General features: G+C 65.4%; 17 protein-coding genes. 9 read left to right on the forward strand and 8 right to left on the reverse strand.

All coding sequences use genetic code 11. The features are described from left to right. Positions 1–29 precede the first annotated feature (29 nt). From AC27VE_RS03120 to AC27VE_RS03130, 3 genes are all read right to left on the reverse strand, one after another. Complete coding sequence (locus tag AC27VE_RS03120) at positions 30–887, reverse strand: cysteine hydrolase family protein (protein ID WP_488702996.1); 858 nt, start codon at positions 885–887, stop codon at positions 30–32. A 245-nt stretch (positions 888–1132) separates the two neighbouring features. Then, entirely contained in the window at positions 1133–1750 is a 618-nt protein-coding gene (locus AC27VE_RS03125) for a TetR/AcrR family transcriptional regulator (protein ID WP_488702997.1), read from the reverse strand. Positions 1751–1870: 120 nt separating this feature from the next. Further along, on the reverse strand, positions 1871–4045 hold the full coding sequence (locus AC27VE_RS03130) for a malate synthase G (protein WP_488702998.1): 2175 nt from the start codon (positions 4043–4045) through the stop codon (positions 1871–1873). A gap of 237 nt (positions 4046–4282) precedes the next feature. Between AC27VE_RS03130 and glcC the strand changes: the two genes are divergently transcribed. Next, a complete protein-coding gene (gene glcC / locus AC27VE_RS03135) occupies positions 4283–5047 on the forward strand; it encodes a transcriptional regulator GlcC (RefSeq protein WP_488702999.1) in 765 nt (254 codons plus the stop codon). Positions 5048–5078: 31 nt separating this feature from the next. Here the strand turns inward: glcC and AC27VE_RS03140 are convergent, their stop codons facing one another. The 5 genes from AC27VE_RS03140 to AC27VE_RS03160 all read right to left on the reverse strand — a co-directional run bounded on the left by AC27VE_RS03140 (position 5079) and on the right by AC27VE_RS03160 (position 9963). Continuing rightward, complete coding sequence (locus AC27VE_RS03140; RefSeq protein WP_280028390.1) at positions 5079–6197, reverse strand: saccharopine dehydrogenase family protein; 1119 nt, start codon at positions 6195–6197, stop codon at positions 5079–5081. Positions 6198–6401: 204 nt separating this feature from the next. After that, positions 6402–6794 (reverse strand): DUF4148 domain-containing protein, encoded by a 393-nt coding sequence (locus AC27VE_RS03145; RefSeq protein WP_488703000.1) that lies wholly within the window; start codon positions 6792–6794, stop codon positions 6402–6404. Between the two features lie 323 nt (positions 6795–7117). Next, the gene (locus AC27VE_RS03150) at positions 7118–7522 is read right to left on the reverse strand and encodes a DUF1090 domain-containing protein (RefSeq protein ID WP_088588594.1); all 405 of its coding nucleotides are present in this window, start codon (positions 7520–7522) and stop codon (positions 7118–7120) included. A gap of 99 nt (positions 7523–7621) precedes the next feature. Beyond that, a complete protein-coding gene (ubiA, locus tag AC27VE_RS03155; RefSeq protein ID WP_427960419.1) occupies positions 7622–8548 on the reverse strand; it encodes a 4-hydroxybenzoate octaprenyltransferase in 927 nt (308 codons plus the stop codon). 218 nt (positions 8549–8766) lie between these two features. Continuing rightward, positions 8767–9963 (reverse strand): aminotransferase-like domain-containing protein, encoded by a 1197-nt coding sequence (locus AC27VE_RS03160; RefSeq protein ID WP_488703001.1) that lies wholly within the window; start codon positions 9961–9963, stop codon positions 8767–8769. Positions 9964–10121: 158 nt separating this feature from the next. On the opposite strand from AC27VE_RS03160, the gene AC27VE_RS03165 reads away from it, so the two are divergent. The 8 genes from AC27VE_RS03165 to AC27VE_RS03200 form a co-directional block, all read left to right on the forward strand. Further along, positions 10122–10607 (forward strand): GAF domain-containing protein, encoded by a 486-nt coding sequence (locus AC27VE_RS03165; RefSeq protein ID WP_315135769.1) that lies wholly within the window; start codon positions 10122–10124, stop codon positions 10605–10607. 329 nt (positions 10608–10936) lie between these two features. Continuing rightward, positions 10937–11830: a 4-hydroxy-tetrahydrodipicolinate synthase gene (gene dapA, locus AC27VE_RS03170; RefSeq protein ID WP_427962403.1), complete on the forward strand. Its 894-nt coding sequence runs from the start codon at positions 10937–10939 to the stop codon at positions 11828–11830. A 134-nt stretch (positions 11831–11964) separates the two neighbouring features. After that, entirely contained in the window at positions 11965–12741 is a 777-nt protein-coding gene (locus AC27VE_RS03175) for a sterol desaturase family protein (protein WP_006222939.1), read from the forward strand. Continuing rightward, the gene (locus tag AC27VE_RS03180) at positions 12725–13633 is read left to right on the forward strand and encodes a fatty acid desaturase (RefSeq protein ID WP_035212387.1); all 909 of its coding nucleotides are present in this window, start codon (positions 12725–12727) and stop codon (positions 13631–13633) included. Before AC27VE_RS03175 ends, AC27VE_RS03180 begins: the two co-directional genes overlap by 17 nt. Positions 13634–13667: 34 nt before the next feature. Further along, a complete protein-coding gene (locus AC27VE_RS03185) occupies positions 13668–15602 on the forward strand; it encodes an iron-containing redox enzyme family protein (RefSeq protein ID WP_488703002.1) in 1935 nt (644 codons plus the stop codon). After that, on the forward strand, positions 15599–16495 hold the full coding sequence (locus AC27VE_RS03190) for a DUF6999 family protein (protein ID WP_488703003.1): 897 nt from the start codon (positions 15599–15601) through the stop codon (positions 16493–16495). Before AC27VE_RS03185 ends, AC27VE_RS03190 begins: the two co-directional genes overlap by 4 nt. Positions 16496–16573: 78 nt before the next feature. After that, positions 16574–17857 (forward strand): putative Na+/H+ antiporter, encoded by a 1284-nt coding sequence (locus AC27VE_RS03195; RefSeq protein WP_088588600.1) that lies wholly within the window; start codon positions 16574–16576, stop codon positions 17855–17857. Positions 17858–18064: 207 nt separating this feature from the next. Next, on the forward strand, positions 18065–18279 hold a 215-nt coding region (locus AC27VE_RS03200), incomplete at its 3' end, for an FmdB family zinc ribbon protein (protein ID WP_488703004.1).

The following is an 18279-nucleotide window of genomic DNA, read 5'->3' on the forward strand; positions in this document are numbered from 1 at the left end:
TCCCGCAGGCGGCCTTGTTTTTGGCGCGGTCAGGCTTGCAGCGCCCGGGCCATGTCCACGCTGGTGCGCTCCTGCATGCCCATATCGCGCATGCGTTGCAGGAAGGTCGCTTGCGCATCGGCGAAGCCGGCAACGGGGCTCATGCAATCGGTCAGCAGCACAATGCGTGACAGATTACCGCCGGGCAGGTGTTCGGCCAGATGTTCTACGGTGGCGCGCACGCAGTGGCTGCCGGCTTCTCCGCCGATGATGATCAGGTCCGAGCGGTCCAGCGACCCCAGCAGGCTGCGGTTGAGCTGGCTGCGGGGATCATCGGGATCCGGCACTTCGGCCATCAGCGCGCTGTAGTGTTCCGTCCAGGGATTCGTGCCTTTGGGCACCTTGCGCACGATGAACTGGTCCGCGTCTTCCCAGCGGCTGTAGGCCGCGCGCACGTCCGCATGCACGTTGTGCCCCCAGGTGCCGATCTCGCAGTGCACGGGCCACACCATCAGTGTGTAGCGGCCGCGCGCCTCCAGTTCGTCCAGATAGGTCAGGGTGCGGGGCAGGTCGTCGATGTGGCGCGGGTGGAAGGCGCCAGCGCGCACTTCTGCGGCGGTGATCGGCGTGAAGGGCGCGACGGGCTGGCCGTCGCCCGTGCGCCAGAATGTGGGGTGCGCGACGTCCAGCCGGTGGTGCGAATCCAGCGTCACCGTGATGGAAGTCAGCGCATGCGAGGTGGCGTCGATGAAGCGCGCCAGCCGTTGCATGTCGGCGTGAGCGCCCGCTACCGGCAGCGCCGGCAGGCTGAGGTTTCCGGTCAACGGGTCCGCAGGCAGATACGCCTCGGGCAGGTCGCAGAAATCGTTCTGCGGATCGACGATCAATAAATGGACGGAACGCGGCATGGCTGGATTCGATTGGACTATCCCGGAATATAGACCGGGATGCTGCTAGTTCACTAGAACAGCACAAGGTGTTCGGCGCAGTCGGGCAATTGGCGCAGCAGCGCGCGCCATTGCCGCCACAGGTGGGCCAGTGCGCCGGCGGCGATGGCTGCGATCAGAATCCACATGGCAAGCTCCAGATATAAATTCGCACGATCGTGCGAAATTAGGGTCAAGAAACGCCGGCATGCGCCGGCGCGGTTCAGTTATTCAACGTAGGTGAAGCTGCGGTAGGTCGAGATCAGCCGCTCATACGCCGCCCGCACGCGTGCGGGCGCCTTGGGGTCCCGCAGGAAGCGGGCGTCGTGCATCAAACCGATCATCAGGCTATAGACCTCGAACACCAGTTGTTCGGGGTCGGTGTCCGGCCGCACGTGGCCCGCTTCCAGCGCCTGGTTGACGGTGCGGACCATGGCCGCGCGCCAGCGCCGCAGATTGTCTTCCAGCACGGCGCGCAGCGGCGATTCGACGTCGTCGTATTCGAAGGCGCCGGCCACATAGATGCACCCGGTCAGCAGTTCGACGTTGCTGGCGCGGTCCACCCATAGCGAGACCAGCGCGTTCAGCCGGGGCAGCCCACGGGGACGCGCCATGGCCGGCGTGAAGACGGCGGCCACGAAGCGGCGGTCGTATTCGTCCAGCACCGCTTGCTGCAAGGCCTCAAGCGAGCCGACGCGCGAGAACACGCCGCTTTTGCTGATGCCCAGCTGCTTGGCCACCTGGCCCAGCGACAGGCTTTCCATGCCTTGCGCGGCGGCCATGTCCACGGCCGCGTCCACAATGGCCGCGAAAGTCAGTTCGCTTTTCTCGGTTTTGGCTGTCATGAATGTGAATTTAGCACGGTCGTGCGAAATAACGGGATTTATTAATCGGGGCAGGATCGGCAGCCCAAAAAAAGGACCGCCGAGGCGGTCCGTTTTGGTGGCGCAGGGTGTGCGGTGCCATCAGGCGGCCGCGGCCTTGAACTGCAGGCGGTACTTGTGCAGCAGCGGTTCGGTGTAGCCGTTGGGCTGGGTCAGCCCTTCGAACACCAGGGCGCATGCCGCCTTGAACGCCAGCGAGGTGTCGAAGTGGCCGGCCATGGGCTGGTAGGCCGCATCGCCGGCGTTTTGGCCGTCGACGACCTTGGCCATGCGCTTGAACGTTTCCATGACCTGGTCTTGGTTGGTCACGCCGTGGCGAATCCAGTTGGCGATGTGCTGGCTGGAGATGCGCAGCGTGGCGCGGTCTTCCATTAGGCCCACGTTGTGGATGTCAGGCACCTTCGAGCAGCCCACGCCCTGGTCGATCCAGCGCACCACATAGCCCAGGATGCCCTGGACGTTGTTGTCCAGTTCCTGCTGGATGTCGGCCGCGGACCACTTGGAGCGGTCGCCGACCGGCACAGTCAGCAGGCCGCCCAGCAACTCGTCGCGGACGTCGGCCAGCTTGGTGCGTTCCAGTTCTTTCTGGACCGCTTGCACATCGACCTGGTGGTAGTGCAGTGCGTGCAGCGTGGCGGCGGTGGGCGAGGGCACCCAGGCGGTATTGGCGCCGGCCTTGGGGTGCGCGATCTTCTGTTCCAGCATGGCGGCCATCAGGTCAGGCATGGCCCACATGCCCTTGCCGATCTGGGCGCGGCCGCGCAGGCCGCTGTCCAGGCCGACCAGCACGTTGTTGCGTTCGTACGCGGTGATCCAGGCGGTGGACTTCATGTCGCCCTTGCGCAGCATCGGGCCGGCTTCCATGCTGGAGTGCATTTCGTCGCCGGTGCGGTCCAAAAAGCCCGTGTTGATGAAGGCCACGCGCGAGGCGGCCGCGCCAATGCACGCTTTCAGGTTGATGCTGGTGCGGCGCTCCTCGTCCATGATGCCCATCTTCAAGGTGTTGCGCGGCACCTTGATCAGGTCTTCGACGCGGTCGAAGAGTTCGCTGGCGAATGCGGCTTCAACAGGGCCGTGCATCTTGGGCTTCACGATGTAGACGGAACCGGTGCGCGAGTTCAGCTTGTTCTTGCGGTCTTGCAGCGCGGCCAGGCTCGTAACCACGGCGTCCAGGATGCCTTCGGGGATTTCCAGGCCGTCGCGGTCCAGGATGGCCGGGTTGGTCATCAGGTGGCCGACGTTGCGCACGAACATCAGCGAACGGCCGTGCAGGGTCAGCGAGGAGCCGTCCGGGCGCGTGTAGACGCGGTCGGCATTCAGCTTGCGCGTAAAGGTCTTGCCGCCCTTGGTGACGGCTTCGGTCAGGTCGCCCTTCATCAGGCCGAGCCAGTTGCGGTAGATGTGGACCTTGTCGTCCGCATCCACGGCGGCGACCGAGTCTTCGCAATCCATGATGGTGGTCAGCGCTGCCTCGACCAGCACATCCTTGACGCCGGAGGCGTCCGTGCTGCCGATGGCATTGGCGCGGTCGATCTGGATTTCGAAGTGCAGCCCGTTGTTCTTGAGCAGGATGGCGGTGGGCGCGGCGGCCTCGCCCTGGTAGCCGGCGAATTGCGACGCGGACTTCAGGCCGGTGGCGCCGTCTGCCAGCGCCACGCGCAACTGGCCCCCTTCGACCGTGTAGCCGCGGGCGTCGGCGTGCGAACCTTGGGCCAGCGGAGCGGCCGTATCCAGGAAAGCGCGGGCGCGCGCGATGACGGCGGCGCCGCGGTCGGGGTTGTAGCCCTTGCCGGTGTCGCCCGGCGTGGCGGGAATGGCGTCGGTGCCGTAGAGCGCGTCGTACAGGCTGCCCCAGCGCGCGTTGGCGGCGTTCAGCGCGTAGCGCGAGTTCGACATCGGCACGACCAGCTGCGGGCCGGCCTGCTGCGAGATTTCGGTGTCGACGTTGTCGGTCGTGGCTTGCACGCTGGCCGGCTGCGGCAACAGGTAGCCGATGCCTTCCAGGAACTTGCGGTAGGCGGCGGGGTCGGCGATGGGGCCCGGGTTGGCGCGGTGCCAGGAATCCAGTTCGGCTTGCAGGCGGTCGCGTTCAGCCAGCAGCGCGCGGTTCTTGGGGCCCAGATCGTGTACCAGGGCGGCAAAGCCTTGCCAGAAGCCGTCGGCATCCAGGCCGGTGCCGGGCAGGGCTTCCTGTTCGATGAATTGGTTGAGATTGGCCGCCACTTGCAGGCCGTGGTGCTGGATGCGTTCAGTCATGCGGATCTCTAGCGTAAGAAGGGCTGGCCGGCGCCGGGCGCCGGGCGAATCTGTCCTGACATCATCGTTCGCACCTGCAGCAATGTCCATATCAAAACCAGCTGGTCATACCAGTTTATTTTTACGCGCTCCGGCAAAGCCGTTATTTTTATGGTTTTATATCAGCTACTTACAGAGGATGGGTCAAGCGGCGCGAACCGGAAGAACGCTTGGTCATACCACTGGTCCGGAGAGTGCATGTACGCGGAAACCGAAGAGAAACCCCGCCAGGTGGCGGACGAGGTCGCTGAACGGATCGAACGCCTGATCCTGGACGGCGTGCTCAAGGCGGGGCAGGCCCTGCCGTCCGAACGGCGCCTGACCGAAAAACTGGGCGTGTCGCGCACGGCGTTGCGCGAAGGGCTCAAGCTGTTGCGGGCGCGCGAGATCATCCATACCGCGCAAGGCAAGGGATCGTTCGTCGCCCATATTTCGAAGGTGGATGCCGGGCCGCTGATGCACCTGTTCAACTCGCAGCCGCGCACGCTCTACGACCTGCTGGAAGTGCGTTCGCTGCTGGAAGCGGAGTCCGCCCGGCTGGCGGCCATACGCGGCACCGAGGCGGACTTCATCATGATCCGCCGCCGCTATGACGAGATGGTCAACGCGCAGGGCACGGCCACCGATACGGCCACGCACGCGCATCTGGACCATGCGTTCCATCTGGCCATCTGCGAGGCCTCTCACAATCCGGTGCTGGTGCACACCCTGCAGTCGCTGACGGACCTGCTGCTGGGCTCGGTGTTCGCGTGCGTGAACAACCTCTATCACCGCGAACCGGAAAAGCGCCAGATCGACCGCCAGCACACGCGTCTGTTCAACGCCGTGACCGGGCGCCAGCCCGAATTGGCGCGCAAGGCCGCAGCCGATCATGTGGACAGCGTGCGCCAGAGTCTGGCCGAGATCGAACAGGAAGAGCAGCGCTTGGTGCGCGCGACGCTACGCCTGGAAGGCTGGACGTAGCGCCCGCGCGGCGGGGCATGGATCCCGGCGCTTAACGGTCGGCGGTGGCGCAGCCGGCCAGCGCCAGCGGCTTGCCCGCGTAGATGCGGCCGAAACGGTTGTTCAGCAGCGCGTCCAGGTCGATGGCTTCCTGGCCCACGAAACCCTGTTGCGGCAACGCGCCTTGCGCCACCAGATCCAGCGCGGCGCAGATGCCTGCGGCCGTCGACAACTGGATAGCGCTCAAGCGATGGCCGTCCACGTCCGTGCCGAACACGCGGATCGGGTACGACTCTTCTTCCAGGCGGCCGTGGCGGTGGCCCGATGCCGAGGCCTGGATCACGATCACGTCCTGCTCGGTGGTGGGGATGGCCGACTCGAAAATGTCCTTGAGCAGATCGCGGCGGTCGCGCAGGCGCAGGTCATTGAGCAGCAACTTCATGATGTTGCAGTGGCCCGGATAGCGCACCGACTTGTAGTCCACATTGCGCGCGCGGCCCAACAGGGTGGCGGGCAGGGTGCCCAGGCCGCCCGAGGTGTTGAAGGCTTCGTATTCCACGCCGTCCAGCGCGAACGTCTCATAGCCTTCCAACGCGGGCACGCTGGTCAGCTGGCCGTCCACGATGGCCTCGCACGGGTTGCAGTATTCGTTGATCAGCCCTTCGGTGCTCCACGTCAGATTGTAGCGCAGGCTGTTGGAGGGATAGCGCGGCAGGGCGCCGACGCGCATGCGCAAATCCAGCAAGGTGTCGAAGCGTCGCGCCAGCGCGTTGCCGACAATGCCGATGAAGCCGGGCGCCAGGCCGCATTGCGGCATCAGCACGCTGCGCGCGTTCTCGGCCAGCGCCTGGATGGCATGGGTGCTGGCGACGTCTTCGGTCAGGTCGAAGTAATGCACGCCGGCCTTCGCGCACAGTCCGGCCACGGCGGTGGCGCGATGGAACGGCAGGGCGTTGACCACGGCATAGGCGCCTTCGATCGCGCGCGCCACCGAGGCGTCGTCGCTGATCTGGCGCGTCTCGCAACCCAGTTCGGCCAGGACAGCAAGGCGGGCGGGGTCCTGGTCGGCAACCAGCACGGAATAATCGCCGCTGCGTTCCAGCATCAGGGCGATGGCGAAACCGATTTTTCCGGCGCCCAGCAGAACGATGGGACGGTTGAGGGTGGACATGGTGCGACTCCTGCGATGAGGGGGGATGGGTTGGCCTCATCCTATGCGGGAGTGCTGTCGATTTGTAGATCTGAAAGTGTCGTAACGGCTTAAATTAACGTCAATATGACTTAATACGGTGTCGAAACGTCAAAAACAAAGCCCTCCGGCTTGGGGCCGAAGGGCTTTCGAGGGGTGATCGCAGGGCCTTTGCCGGCCCGGGGATCAGCTGCCCATGGGGGGGTAGTCCATGTTGCCGAAGGTGACCAGGCCTTCTGCCTTGGCTTGAGCCAGTTGCGATTCCACTTGGGCGCGGGTCAGCGACGTGGCGGATTCAGCGGTGGCGACGGGCGGGTAGTCCAGGTTGCCGAAGGTGACTTCGCCAGCGGTCTTGGCTTGCGCCAGTTCAGCTTGCACTTGTTGCGACGTCAGGCTGGACTTCTGGGCGATGGCGGCGGGGTAGCCTTCTTCGCCAAACGTGTACTGGCCCGATACCTTGGCTTGTTGCAGTTCGGCTTGAACCTGGGCGCGCGACGGGCCTTGGTCGCCTTCAGCGGCTTGGGCGCCAGCAGCCAGAACGGACATGGACAGCATCAATGCGGTAGCAAGGGTTTTCATAGCAGACCTCCGGTGTCTTGTGAGCTTGGGATCCGAACCTCTGGCCTCATTGCTGGGGGTTCGCTTGCTGTGTCCCGATGAGATGCATTCTGTGCTCAAACAACCCTGGGATAAACCCTTATTACCTGAAAACATCTTTCCAAAATCTGTACTAATCGATTTGGATTCTTCCAAATGACACCATAGGTGGCGATATTTCCATTTGATGACGCAATAGGTGGTGGTCCGGGCAGGCGGGCGGGACGGCTTTTGGGGGCGCAAAAAAGACGCAGCCCCGGGACGAGCCCGGGGCTGGCAGGGGAAATGGACTTGCGATGCCGGTGTCAGCGGTTCAGTTCAACCAGCGCGGCGTTGTATTCGGACTGGGCTTCTTCCAGCTTGCGCTGCGCCTTGTCGATCTTGTCCTGCTTGCCCTTGGCGCGCGCTTCCTTCAGTTCCTGCTCGCGTTCGGACACCTTGGATTGCTTGTCTCGCACGTCGGCCTCGCGTTGCGATTGCAGGCGGCTGTCGGTGCAATGGGCTTTGGCTTCCGCCAGGGCCTTGCGCAGGCCGGCTTCGCGGCGGGTGTTGTTCTGCGCCTGGGCGGCGGCGATGTCGTTTTCGATCTCGCAGAACTTGGCCGCGCAACCGCGCTGCGCTGAGCAGTCGGTGGCGGCTTGCGCGGGCAACACGCCGAACAGGGCGCATGCGGCGGCGGCGGCTGTCAGGGATTTGATCAAAGAGGGCATGCGGTGTCTCCGTAAGCGTGGCGGGGACACCATGATCGCGCGATCGGGCGTTGCCGGCAATGTGCAGCGTCAATGGCGCTGCACATTGCCGGCAACGGCTCACCGGATCAGCGTGCCGGCCAGCGCGGCCGCCACCAGCAGCGCGCCCAGCCAGAGGTTGGCGCGGAACAGCATGAAATTGCGGTCGGGGCGCTGGATGTCGAACACCTTCAATTGCCACGCCAGATGCACCGCAACGGCGGCCATGCCGACCTGATACGCCCACGACAAGCCCATGGCGTAGCCGCCCCAGGCCCACAGCAGGACGGTGGCGACATAGAAGCCGCCGATCCACAGCTTGCCCTGGTCGCCAAAGCGCATGGCGGTGGAATGCAGCCCCAGGCTGCGGTCGTCGCGCACGTCGACGTAGGCGTAGATGCTGTCGTAGCCCACCTGCCAGAGCACCGCGCCGAACCACATGGCCACGGCGGCCAGCGGTACGTGGTTCTGCGTGTCGGACCAGGCCATGAGCATGCCCCAGTTAAAGCAGATGCCCAGCACCACCTGCGGCCAGTAGGTGACGCGCTTGCACAGCGGGTAGATGAAGACGAAGGGCAGTACGGCCACAGCCAGCCAGCGGCTCATTTCGTTCAGGAAGAACAGCAGCGAACCGCAGACCACCAATTGGCCCAGCAGGAACCACACGGCGTTCTTCATCGTCAGCTGGCCGCTGGTCAATGGGCGAAAGCGCGTGCGTTCGACGTGCTTGTCGAAGTTGCGGTCGCACATGTCGTTGACCGTGCAGCCGATGCCACGCATCAGCAGGGCGCCCAGCGAGAAGACGATCAGCCGCTGCAAGTCCGGCAGGCCGCCCGCGCTCTGGACGAGCGCGGCGATGGCAGGCAGCAGTGTCAGCCACGTGCCGATGGGGCGGTCCAGGCGGCACAGGCGGGCGTAGGGCCGCCACGATTTGGGCAGCCAGCGCTCGACCCAGTCGGTGAAGACGATGTCGCTCAAGTCGAGAGGAGGTTGTTGCGGGGCGCTCACTGTCACGGTCGGAAAATGGTCGGGAAAGCCGACAGCATAAAACAATGGCCGGGCATTAAGCCCGGCCACCCTAATATTCCGCCGTGCCGAGCTTGCCCCTGCGAGGCACTCCCTTCATAGGTCGCCGATGCAACGCAAGCGGGGCCGCACGGATCCGGCTCCGCCGGTCCGTCGCGGCGCCCCCTGGGGGGAGGCGCCGCAGGCGCTTCGGGGGGGGCTTATGCCTCTTTCAGCAGCTTGCCCAGGATGGCGATGCCGGTGCGGATCTTGTCTTCCGGCACGGTAGCGAAGCTCAGGCGCAGCGTGTTGGCGCGGCCGGCGCCGCTGTAGAACGGGGCACCCGGCACGAAGGCCACGTTCTGCGCAATAGCCTTCTCCAGCAGCTTGGTGCTGTCGATGTGCTCGGGCAGCGTCAGCCAGATGAACATGCCGCCTTCCGGCTTGGTCCAGGTGACGGTGGACGGGAATTCGCGCTTGATGGCGTCCAGCATGCAGCTGCCCTGGGCGCGGTAGATTTCGCGCACGTTGGGCAGATGCTCTTCCAGGAAGCCATCCTTGACGATTTCGTACACGGCCATCTGCGTCAGCGTGGGCGTATGCAGGTCGGTGGCTTGCTTGGCCTGTACCAGCTTGTTGATCAGCGGACGCGCGGCGGCGATGTAGCCCAGGCGCAGGCCCGGGGCCAGCACCTTCGAGAACGTGCCCAGGCGCACGACGTTGGCGCCGTGTTCGGCGGCCAACGCGATCAGGCCCGGCTGGGGTTCGCCGGCGTAGCGCAGTTCGCCGTAGGGATCATCTTCGACGATGGTCAGGTTCAGCTCGGCGGCGCGCTTGACCAGCGCGATGCGGCGTTCCAGGTTCAGCGTGCGGCCCGTGGGGTTCTGGAAGTTGGGCAGCGCATACAGGAAGCGCGCACCGTCGGCCAGTTCAGGGGTGATGGCTTCCGGGATCAGGCCGCCTTCGTCGGTGGGCACCGGTACGAACGTGGGCTGATACAGGCTGAACGACTGCAGCGCGCCCAGGTAGCTGGGGTCTTCGACGAGGACCTTGCTGTCCTTGTCGATCAGCACCTTGCCCAGCAGGTCCAGCGCCTGTTGCGAACCCGAGACGATCAGGATCTGGTCGGCGGCGACATTGGCGCCGGCGCGGTTCAGGTCTTCAGCAACCCATTGGCGCAGCGGCGCGTAGCCTTCGGTCGGGCCGTATTGCAGGGCCGCGCGGCCGTTGGTGGCCAATACCTTGTCGAATGCAGCACGTACCACTTCTACCGGGAAGCCGCCGGGCGCCGGCAGGCCGCCAGCGAACGAAATGACTTCGGGGCGCTCGGTGACCTTGAGGATTTCGCGGATGGCGGAGCTGGTAAGTTGCTGAGCGCGTTCCGAGAAGGAAAACGCAGGTTCGAAAGGCTTGTCCATGGATTGCTTCTTGATCAAGAAGGGTAAAGGGAGAGGCGTGTGAGGGGGACTGCGGTAAAAAACTATTGTCCCATACGGTAGCAGCCCGGCCCCTTTAACGCGCGGAACCCCTAAAATCACCTGCATCGATAACCGCCTGTACAGTTACATTTGACGCCATGTTTGAAGCCGCCCCGATCGTCGCCGACTCCAAAGCCGCCCTGTACGCCGAACTGGTCGTCCAGGCCCGTGCCCTGCTGGAAGGCGAACCCGACCGCATCGCCAACGCCGCCAACCTGAGCGCGCTGGCTTATCAGGCCCTGCCCGATCTGAACTGGGCAGGTTTCTATTTCTTTGACGGCACGGAACTCGTGCTGGGCCCCTTCCAGGGCAAACCGGCCTGCGTGCGCATCCCGCTTGACCGCGGCGTGTGCGGCGCGGCCGCCAGCCAGCGCCAGACGCAGCTGGTGCCGGACGTGCACGCGTTTCCGGGCCATATCGCCTGCGATGCCGCCTCGCGTTCCGAAATCGTCGTGCCGCTGGTGCATCAGGGCGAACTGATCGGCGTGTGGGACGTGGACAGTCCCATCCCCGACCGCTTCGACGAAGACGACCGCCAGGGCATGCAGGCGCTCTGCGCCGTGTTCCTGGCCAGCCTGGGCTGAACCGGGCAGGGCGTTTGCCGCCGTTGACACGGCGGCGGGCGCCCGGTAGATTTCTGCATCCGTCGCTTATCGCGCGTTCCATTCATTCATGATTCATCAGGCCTTCCAATCCGCTTCCTGCATCCGCGCCCTGGGCGTGGTGCTGGCTGCTGCCGGCCTGAAATCCAAAAAACAGCCGCTCATCTGACCGGAGCATGCTGTTCCGTCAGATGGGCGACGGAACAGCGGCCTCCTGGCGGCGCATTGGCGCCTCCGCGCGCACCCCCTGCTATCCCGAGCACTTCTGTACGGCAACCACCACGGTCCGCTTACATCGAAGGAGTGTTCCCATGTCATCGCAATCTTCACTTTTCCAGGGCGTCTGGGTGCCGCTGGTGACGCCGTTTTCCGGCGGCGCCGTGGACGGGGGCGCCTTGCGCCGCCTGGTGCGCCACTATGCCGCAGCCGGCGTGGACGGGCTGGTCGTGTGCGGCAGCACGGGCGAAGCCGCGTCGCTGGATGACGCCGAGCAACTGGCCGTTCTGGACGCGGTGCTGAACGAGGCCGGCCGCCTGCCCGTGATCATGGGTCTGGCCGGCAACCACCAGGGCCACGTGATGCAGCGCCTGTCCGCATTCGGCACCCGGCCGCTGGCCGGCATCCTGGCGCCCGCGCCGTACTACGTGCGCGCCGGGCAGGAAGGCGCCGCCGCCTACTTCCGCTGTCTGGCCGACGCCTCGCGCTTTCCCCTGGTGCTCTACGACATTCCCTACCGCACCGGCACGACGCTGGATACGGCAACCTTGCTATCGCTGGCCGCGCATCCGAACATTGCCGCCATCAAGGATTGCGGCGGGTCGCTTGAGAAGACGCTCGCGCTTATCGCCGATGGCCAGATGAACGTGCTGGCGGGGGAAGACCTGCAATCGCTGTCGACGCTGTGCCTGGGCGGCACCGGCATGATCGCTGCCGCGGCGCATATCCGGCCCGATCTGTTCGTGGCCATGCACCAGGCCGTGCGCGCGCAGCAACTGGACCTTGCCCGCAGGCTGTTCCAGGCGCTGGTGCCGGTGATCCAGCTGGCGTTCGCCGAGCCGAATCCGGGCCCGTTGAAGGCGCAACTGGGCCGGCAGGGCCTCTTGAGCGACGAGCTGCGACTGCCGATGCCTGCCGCAAGCGCGGCGCTGGCGGCGCGCATGGATGCGGCCGTTGCAGGCTTGAACCGACTCTATCCCTGCCAGTAGCCGGAAGTTAGGCCGTTGCCGGGGCGCTATCAGCCAGCTTTGTGGTGCCCGGATTCATTTTGTAATAAATGGCCTACCGGGATGCTGACGGATTGCTTATGATGCGGCCATTCTCAGGGTGATACCAAACGTTTATGGCCCAAGCTTTTGAAGCCTTGTCCGCCTGGCAGGTAATGCTGGCGGGGCTGCTGTTTTTTAGCGGCATCTATCTGGTCTTCGGCGCGGCGACCTGGCTGCTGACGCAGCACGTGTTGCCGGCGCTGGGCATGGGGCGTCCGCTGGACCCGCGGCCGCTGGCGCCAGGCCAACTGCGGCGCGAGTTCGCCCAGTCGGGGTTGTCGATCCTGCTGTTCGGTACCGGCATGATCTTCCCGTGGGGCCTGCTGCAACTGGGGTGGGCGCATCTGGACCCGGATCCCAGCTGGCAGAAGGTGGTGGTCGAAATCCTGGTGCTGGTGGCCTGGAACGACGTGCATTTCTGGATCAATCACCGGCTGCTCCACACCAAGCCGCTGCGGCGCTTTCATCTGCCGCATCACCGTTCGGTCGTGACGACGCCGTTCTCCACCTACAGCTTCCATCCCATCGAGGCCCTGATGCTGGGCAACGTGATCCTGCTGCCCATGCTGCTGCATGATTTCAGCTTCTGGGCGCTGGCGTCGGTGCCGCTGTTCAGCCTGTTCTTCAATTGCATCGGGCACGCCAATTACGACTTCTTCCCCAAGGTGTCGTATGCGCACTGGTTCGCCGCCAGCCGCCGGCATCATCTGCACCATGCCTGCTACAACGGCAACTACGGTTTCCAGTTCACCTTCATGGACCGCCTGTTCCGCACCCGGCTCAAGGCCGAGGCGGCGGCCCCGCAGCTGGACGCGTTCCAGCGTCGAGAATCGCTTGGCGGACGGGCGTAGTCCAAAGCGCCGGCTGCCGTCGCTGCGCAACGGACGCGACTGGCAAAGCCTGGCTTATCTGGCCGCGCTGCCCGCGCTGGCGGCGTGGCAATGGGTCTATGGATTCTGGTGGCCGCTGTATGCGTTGATGCTGTTCTTGACGCTGGGCATCGGCGTCATCCACCACAACCACACGCACATCCGGATGTGGCGCGGCCGCTGGACCAACCGCGCGACCGATTTCTGGATCACGCTGCTGCAGGGGCACCCAACCTTCGTGTTCTACCCCGCGCATGTGGCCAATCACCACCGCTTCAAGCACGGCGCGCGCGACGTGGCGCGCACCTACCGCTTCGGCGGCGATACGAACCACCTGTGGGGCTACCTGATCCATCCCATTCAGGCCGGCTGGGTGCTGTACCCGCTGTTCTTCGCGTGGCTGGGCCGCTTGCGCCGCCATTGGCCCGGCGCGTGGCGCTACTGCATGGCGCAGTACGGCGTGTGGCTGGGCTTGTGGGGCGGCCTGATGGCCGTGAACCCCGTGAAGGCGCTGGTGTTCGTGATCGTTCCGCAGCTGCATGGGCTGCACTGGCTATTGGCCACGAACTACCTGCAACACGCGCATGCCGACGGGGGGCCGCGGGCGGTTGCCGGGCTGAACTACGCACGCAATTTCGAAGGGCTGGTCAACCCGCTGTTGTTCAACATCGGCCTGCATACCGCGCATCACGAGCATCCGCGCGCGCATTGGTCCGACCTGACCCGGCTGCACCGCGAGCACTATCGCCAACACGTCGATCCGGCGCTGAACGAAAAGGGGCTAACGCCCTACATGTTCCGCGTCTTCGTGCTGGGCACCTTCGTGCCGCGGTTCCGCAGCCGTTCCTGCATGGCGCCCGAGCACATCCGCTAGCGCCGCATCCACACTCCCACTAGAGACCCGCCACATGCCTATCGCGTTCAATCGTGTCTACCTGGAGAGCGCCGGCTATTTCATGCCGGGCGAGCCCGTGTCCAACGACGCCATGGACAGCTACATCGCGCCATTGAACCGGATGTCCAGCCGCATCAAGAGCCGCATCCTGGCCGAGAACGGCATCAAGCACCGCTATTACGCCATCGACCCCGAAGGCGCCACCGTGTTCACCAACGCCCAGTTGGCCGCCAACGCGATCCGGGATTGCCTGCGGCGCAACGACAGCGATCTGTCGGCCGTGTCGCTGTTGACCAGCGGCTCGTCCGGCGGCGACGCGTTGATGCCGGGCTTTTCGAACATGATCCAGGGCGAACTGGCCGCGCAGCCGATGGAGACGCTGTCGGTGCACGGCATCTGCGCCGCGGGCGTGTCGGCGATCCAGGCGGCCGCGCAAGGGGTGGAAATGGGCGGGCACGCCAGCGCCCTGGCCGTGGCCAGCGAGCTGCCGTCGCGGCTGTTCAAGCGTTCGCGCTTTGCGGCGCGCGGCTACGACGCGGATTTCGATGCGCACTTCCTGCGCTGGATGCTGTCGGACGGCGCGGGCGCGCTGCTGCTGGGCAATACCGGCCGCGCGCTGCGGGGCGCCTCCAGCGGCGTGCGGCTCAAGCTGAAGTGGGTGCACCAGCGTTCGTTCTCGGGCGACTATCCGGTGTGCATGCAGCTGGGGCTGTCGGCCGACCGGCAGAAGGGCCACCTGGACTACCCGTCCTGGAACGAGGCCGAGGCCGACGGCGCGCTGTCCCTGCGCCAGGACATCCGGCTCTTGCCGCACCTGTTCGACATCGGCATCCACGAATACGCGAAACTGGTGCGCGACGGTTGGCTGGACCCGGACCAGGTGGATCACTTCCTGTGCCACTACTCGTCCGAAAAATTCATCCCGGTGGTCGAGGACCTGATGGAGAAGGCGGGCCTGGTGATCCCGCGCGAACGCTGGTTCAGCAACCTGGCGTGGCGCGGCAACACGGGCGCGGCGTCCATCCTCATCATGCTGGCCGAATTCCTGGAGACGCGCGAGGTCAAGCCGGGCGAGCAGATCTTCTGCTACATCCCCGAGTCCGGCCGCTTCATGGCCGCCTACATGCTGCTGGAGGCCGAAGCCGTGCATGCGCCGCTGGCCGTCGCGGGCGCCAAGGTAGCGGGGTTGCCTGCGGCTGCACGCGAGGACGCGCAAAGCGGCGACGCCGATGCGATCGCGCCGCCGCACGACCCCGACATGGCGCCGCAAGGGCTGGGCCAGTTGCTGACCGAGCTTGCCGCCATCTGGCACGACTACCGTTCGCGCGTCTGGCGCACGCCGGTGGTGCGCCGGTTGCGCAACCGCCAGTTCCAGACGGCGGACTACCTGAACTGGATGGAAAACTGGGTTCCGCAGGTGCGCGAAGGCAGCAAGTGGATGCGCGAAGGCGCGGCTTCGCTCTCCGAGCAGTACGCGCCGCTGGCCGCGCTGATCGACATGCACGCGGGCGAAGAGCAGAACGATTTCCAGATCCTGTTCCAGGATTACCGCAACGCGGGCGGTACGGTGGACAACATCGATGCACTGCGCCGCAACCCGGGCGGCGAGGCGTTGAACGCGTATCTGCACAGCCTGGCCGCCACGCGCGATCCGATCGGCCTGTTGGGCGCGATCTACATCATCGAAGGCACGGGCCAGCGCATCGTGCCCGCGCTGTTGCCGCTGCTGAAGGCCAGCCTGACGCTGCCGCCCGACGCCTTCCGCTTCCTGGAATACCACGGCCACAACGACGAGCACCATCTGGCGCGCTGGCTGTCGGCGGTTGAGCTGGCGCTGGACTGCGACGAGGACGGCCGCGCCGAGCAACGCATCGTGGATACCGCGCGCCGCACGGCCGCGCTGTACCTGATGCAGTTCCATCACGTGATGGAGGGCGACACCGCATGAGCAAGGAACCCGAATTCCTGACCCGCGCGCACGATCCGGCTGACCCCAGCCCGTGGCTGGCCTTGTACCTGGACCGCAGCACACCCTTGCCGGACAAGGTGAAGAAGGCCTGGCTGACGGATTCCAGCTGCGCGTCGCGCCAGTACCTGCTGCCGTTCCTGCGGCCGCTGGCACGCGCCTTCATCATCCTGATCCAGGTGATCAAGACGTTCCTGCCGCGCCGCTGGTCGCATTCGAAGCTGCTGCACCGCATCCTGGCGTGGGGCCTCAAGCGCTTCGTGTCGCCCGAGGCGAACTGGCTGATCCTGCGGCACTTCCATCTGGGCGCGCAGGCGCTGGCGTTCATCGCCGCGAATTCGCCCGTGCCGATCACGACGCATCCGCTGGAACCGCTAGAGATCGACGACTTGAAGGACGAGCTGTTCGTCAAACACGACCTGAACCTCTTCAACTTCGTCATCCGGTTGAACCAGGCGCTGCGCGAGGTGGGCGTGGAAATGCACGCGCCCGAATCCGTCGATTTCTCGATGATCCAGGACCCCCCGCTCAAGCTGGAAGACATGCCGCAGGGCAAGCTGAACTTCCTGGACCTGCAGAGCGCCATCGAGCTGTTCACGCCGCTGTATCAGTTGATGCTGACCGACAACGATTTCTGGCGCGCGTGCAATTCGCTGCAGCTGGACGAGACCATCGGCATCTACGCGGCCAAGCTGCTGGGTGCGCCGCAGCATCTGATCCTGGTCAACAACAGCCATCCGCTGGTGCCCATGTCGACGCTGCGCGCGGGCTACCGCCTGGTGCTACACGGCTTGTCGACCGAGATGCTGCATAGCCTGTTGATGGAGATGAAGGCCGCGCAGCAAGGGGCGGAGCCGCCGGCGCCGATCGCGTAGCGACTTGGTGTTGACCCTGCGTTACAGGGCGTAAGGTGCGCGTTATAGTCCGAGTCCCTATTACGGAAAGCGCCCGACATGCCTCAGCCAATTGAAGTCATTGCCACCGTCCTGTTCGCCGTGGCGGTCCTTCATACTTTTTCGGTGCCGGTCTTTGCGCGCCTGGCGCATCGCGGCGGCCCGCATGCGGGCTTCTGGCATCTGTTCTCGGAAGTCGAAGCCGTGTTCGGCGTGTGGGCCTTTGCGCTGATCGTGGCGATGGCGGCGCTGTCGGGGCCGGCCACCGCCATCAACTACATGGACACGCGCAACTTCACGGAGCCGCTGTTCGTCTTCGTGATCATGGTGGTGGCGGCCAGCCGGCCCATCCTGGAGCTGGTGGGGCTGCTGGTGCGCATCGTGGCGCGCGTGCTGCCGTTGCCGCGCGAGCTGGCCACGTTCTTCGTCGTGATGGCGCTGGTGCCGCTGGGCGGCTCGTTCATCACCGAGCCGGCCGCCATGACGCTGGCCGCCATCCTGCTGCGCGACGCGTACTTCCGCACGAGCGGGCGCGCCGGCTTCAAGTACCTGACCCTGGGCGTGCTGTTCGTGAACGTGTCGATCGGCGGCGTGCTGACGTCCTACGCCGCGCCGCCGGTGCTGATGGTGGCGTCCACCTTCGGCTGGGATTCCACCTACATGGTGCAGCACTTCGGCTGGCGCGCCGCGCTGGCGGTCTGCGTCAACGCCGCCATGCTCACCTTCATCTGCCGCAAGGCGCTGATGGAACGCTCGGTGGGCACGGGCGGGGGCGTGGACGCGCCGGAAGGGGCGGATTCGCGTCCCCCGGTGCCGGCCATCGTCATCCTGGTGCACCTGGTGTTCCTGGTGGCCGTGGTGCTGACCGCGCACCATCCGGCGATCTTCCTGGGCCTGCTGATGATGTTCATCGGCTTCTCGGAAGCCTACAAGCGTCACCAGAACCGCCTGCTGATCAAGGAAGGCCTGATGGTGGGCTTCTTCCTGGCCGGGCTGGTGGTGCTGGGCGGTCTGCAGAAATGGTGGTTGCAGGACCTGCTGGGTGGACTGGAGCCGTTCGTGCTGTTCTGGGGCGCGACCGCGCTGACGGCCATCACCGACAATGCGGCGCTGACCTACCTGGGATCGCTGGTGGAAGGCACCAACGAGGCGTGGCGCTACATGCTGGTGGCCGGCGCGGTGACGGGGGGCGGGCTGACCGTGATCGCCAATGCGCCCAACCCGGCGGGTTTCGCCATCCTGAAGAACCACTTCCCGGACGGCAGCATTTCGTCCGGCCGGCTGTTCCTGTCCGCCCTGGGGCCGACCCTGGTGGCGGCCGTGATGTTCCTGCTTCCCGTCTAGGGGAACGGCGCCGCCGCGCCCGGGGACGGCCCCCGGGACGGCGCTTGCCGCCCGCCCGGCGGGTCGGACACCGACAGTTCATGAAAAACCGCTAAAATTCAAGACTTTCCCCGTATTTTTTCCGGCCTTGCCCACCCGCCGCCCCGGACGCCTTCGTCCGGCGACTGACGGCTTTTGATTTGCCGGGCCCGCGCCTGGGAGCCCTTGATGCCCATCTACGCTTATAAGTGCAGCGCCTGCGGCCATGCCAAAGACGTTCTGCAGAAGATTTCCGATGCGCCGCTTTCGGTTTGCCCCGAATGCGGCCAAAGCACGTTTTCCAAGCAGGTGACCGCGGCTGGATTCCAGCTCAAGGGCTCCGGCTGGTACGTCACCGATTTCCGCGGCAACGGCAATGGCGGCGGCAGCGCCGCCAGCACGTC

The sequence above is a fragment of the Achromobacter sp. 18P8.1.1 genome (genome assembly GCF_057799415.1).

Coding starts and splice junctions, on each gene's coding strand:
- AC27VE_RS03190 (WP_488703003.1), top strand. CDS start 15,599: ATGAGCAAGGAACCCGAATTCCTGACCCGCGCGCACGATCCGGCTGAC.
- AC27VE_RS03160 (WP_488703001.1), bottom strand. CDS start 9,963: ATGGACAAGCCTTTCGAACCTGCGTTTTCCTTCTCGGAACGCGCTCAG.
- AC27VE_RS03120 (WP_488702996.1), bottom strand. CDS start 887: ATGCCGCGTTCCGTCCATTTATTGATCGTCGATCCGCAGAACGATTTC.
- AC27VE_RS03195 (WP_088588600.1), top strand. CDS start 16,574: ATGCCTCAGCCAATTGAAGTCATTGCCACCGTCCTGTTCGCCGTGGCG.
- AC27VE_RS03185 (WP_488703002.1), top strand. CDS start 13,668: ATGCCTATCGCGTTCAATCGTGTCTACCTGGAGAGCGCCGGCTATTTC.
- AC27VE_RS03165 (WP_315135769.1), top strand. CDS start 10,122: ATGTTTGAAGCCGCCCCGATCGTCGCCGACTCCAAAGCCGCCCTGTAC.
- AC27VE_RS03145 (WP_488703000.1), bottom strand. CDS start 6,794: ATGAAAACCCTTGCTACCGCATTGATGCTGTCCATGTCCGTTCTGGCT.
- AC27VE_RS03130 (WP_488702998.1), bottom strand. CDS start 4,045: ATGACTGAACGCATCCAGCACCACGGCCTGCAAGTGGCGGCCAATCTC.
- glcC (WP_488702999.1), top strand. CDS start 4,283: ATGTACGCGGAAACCGAAGAGAAACCCCGCCAGGTGGCGGACGAGGTC.
- AC27VE_RS03150 (WP_088588594.1), bottom strand. CDS start 7,522: ATGCCCTCTTTGATCAAATCCCTGACAGCCGCCGCCGCCGCATGCGCC.
- AC27VE_RS03175 (WP_006222939.1), top strand. CDS start 11,965: ATGGCCCAAGCTTTTGAAGCCTTGTCCGCCTGGCAGGTAATGCTGGCG.
- AC27VE_RS03140 (WP_280028390.1), bottom strand. CDS start 6,197: ATGTCCACCCTCAACCGTCCCATCGTTCTGCTGGGCGCCGGAAAAATC.
- dapA (WP_427962403.1), top strand. CDS start 10,937: ATGTCATCGCAATCTTCACTTTTCCAGGGCGTCTGGGTGCCGCTGGTG.
- AC27VE_RS03125 (WP_488702997.1), bottom strand. CDS start 1,750: ATGACAGCCAAAACCGAGAAAAGCGAACTGACTTTCGCGGCCATTGTG.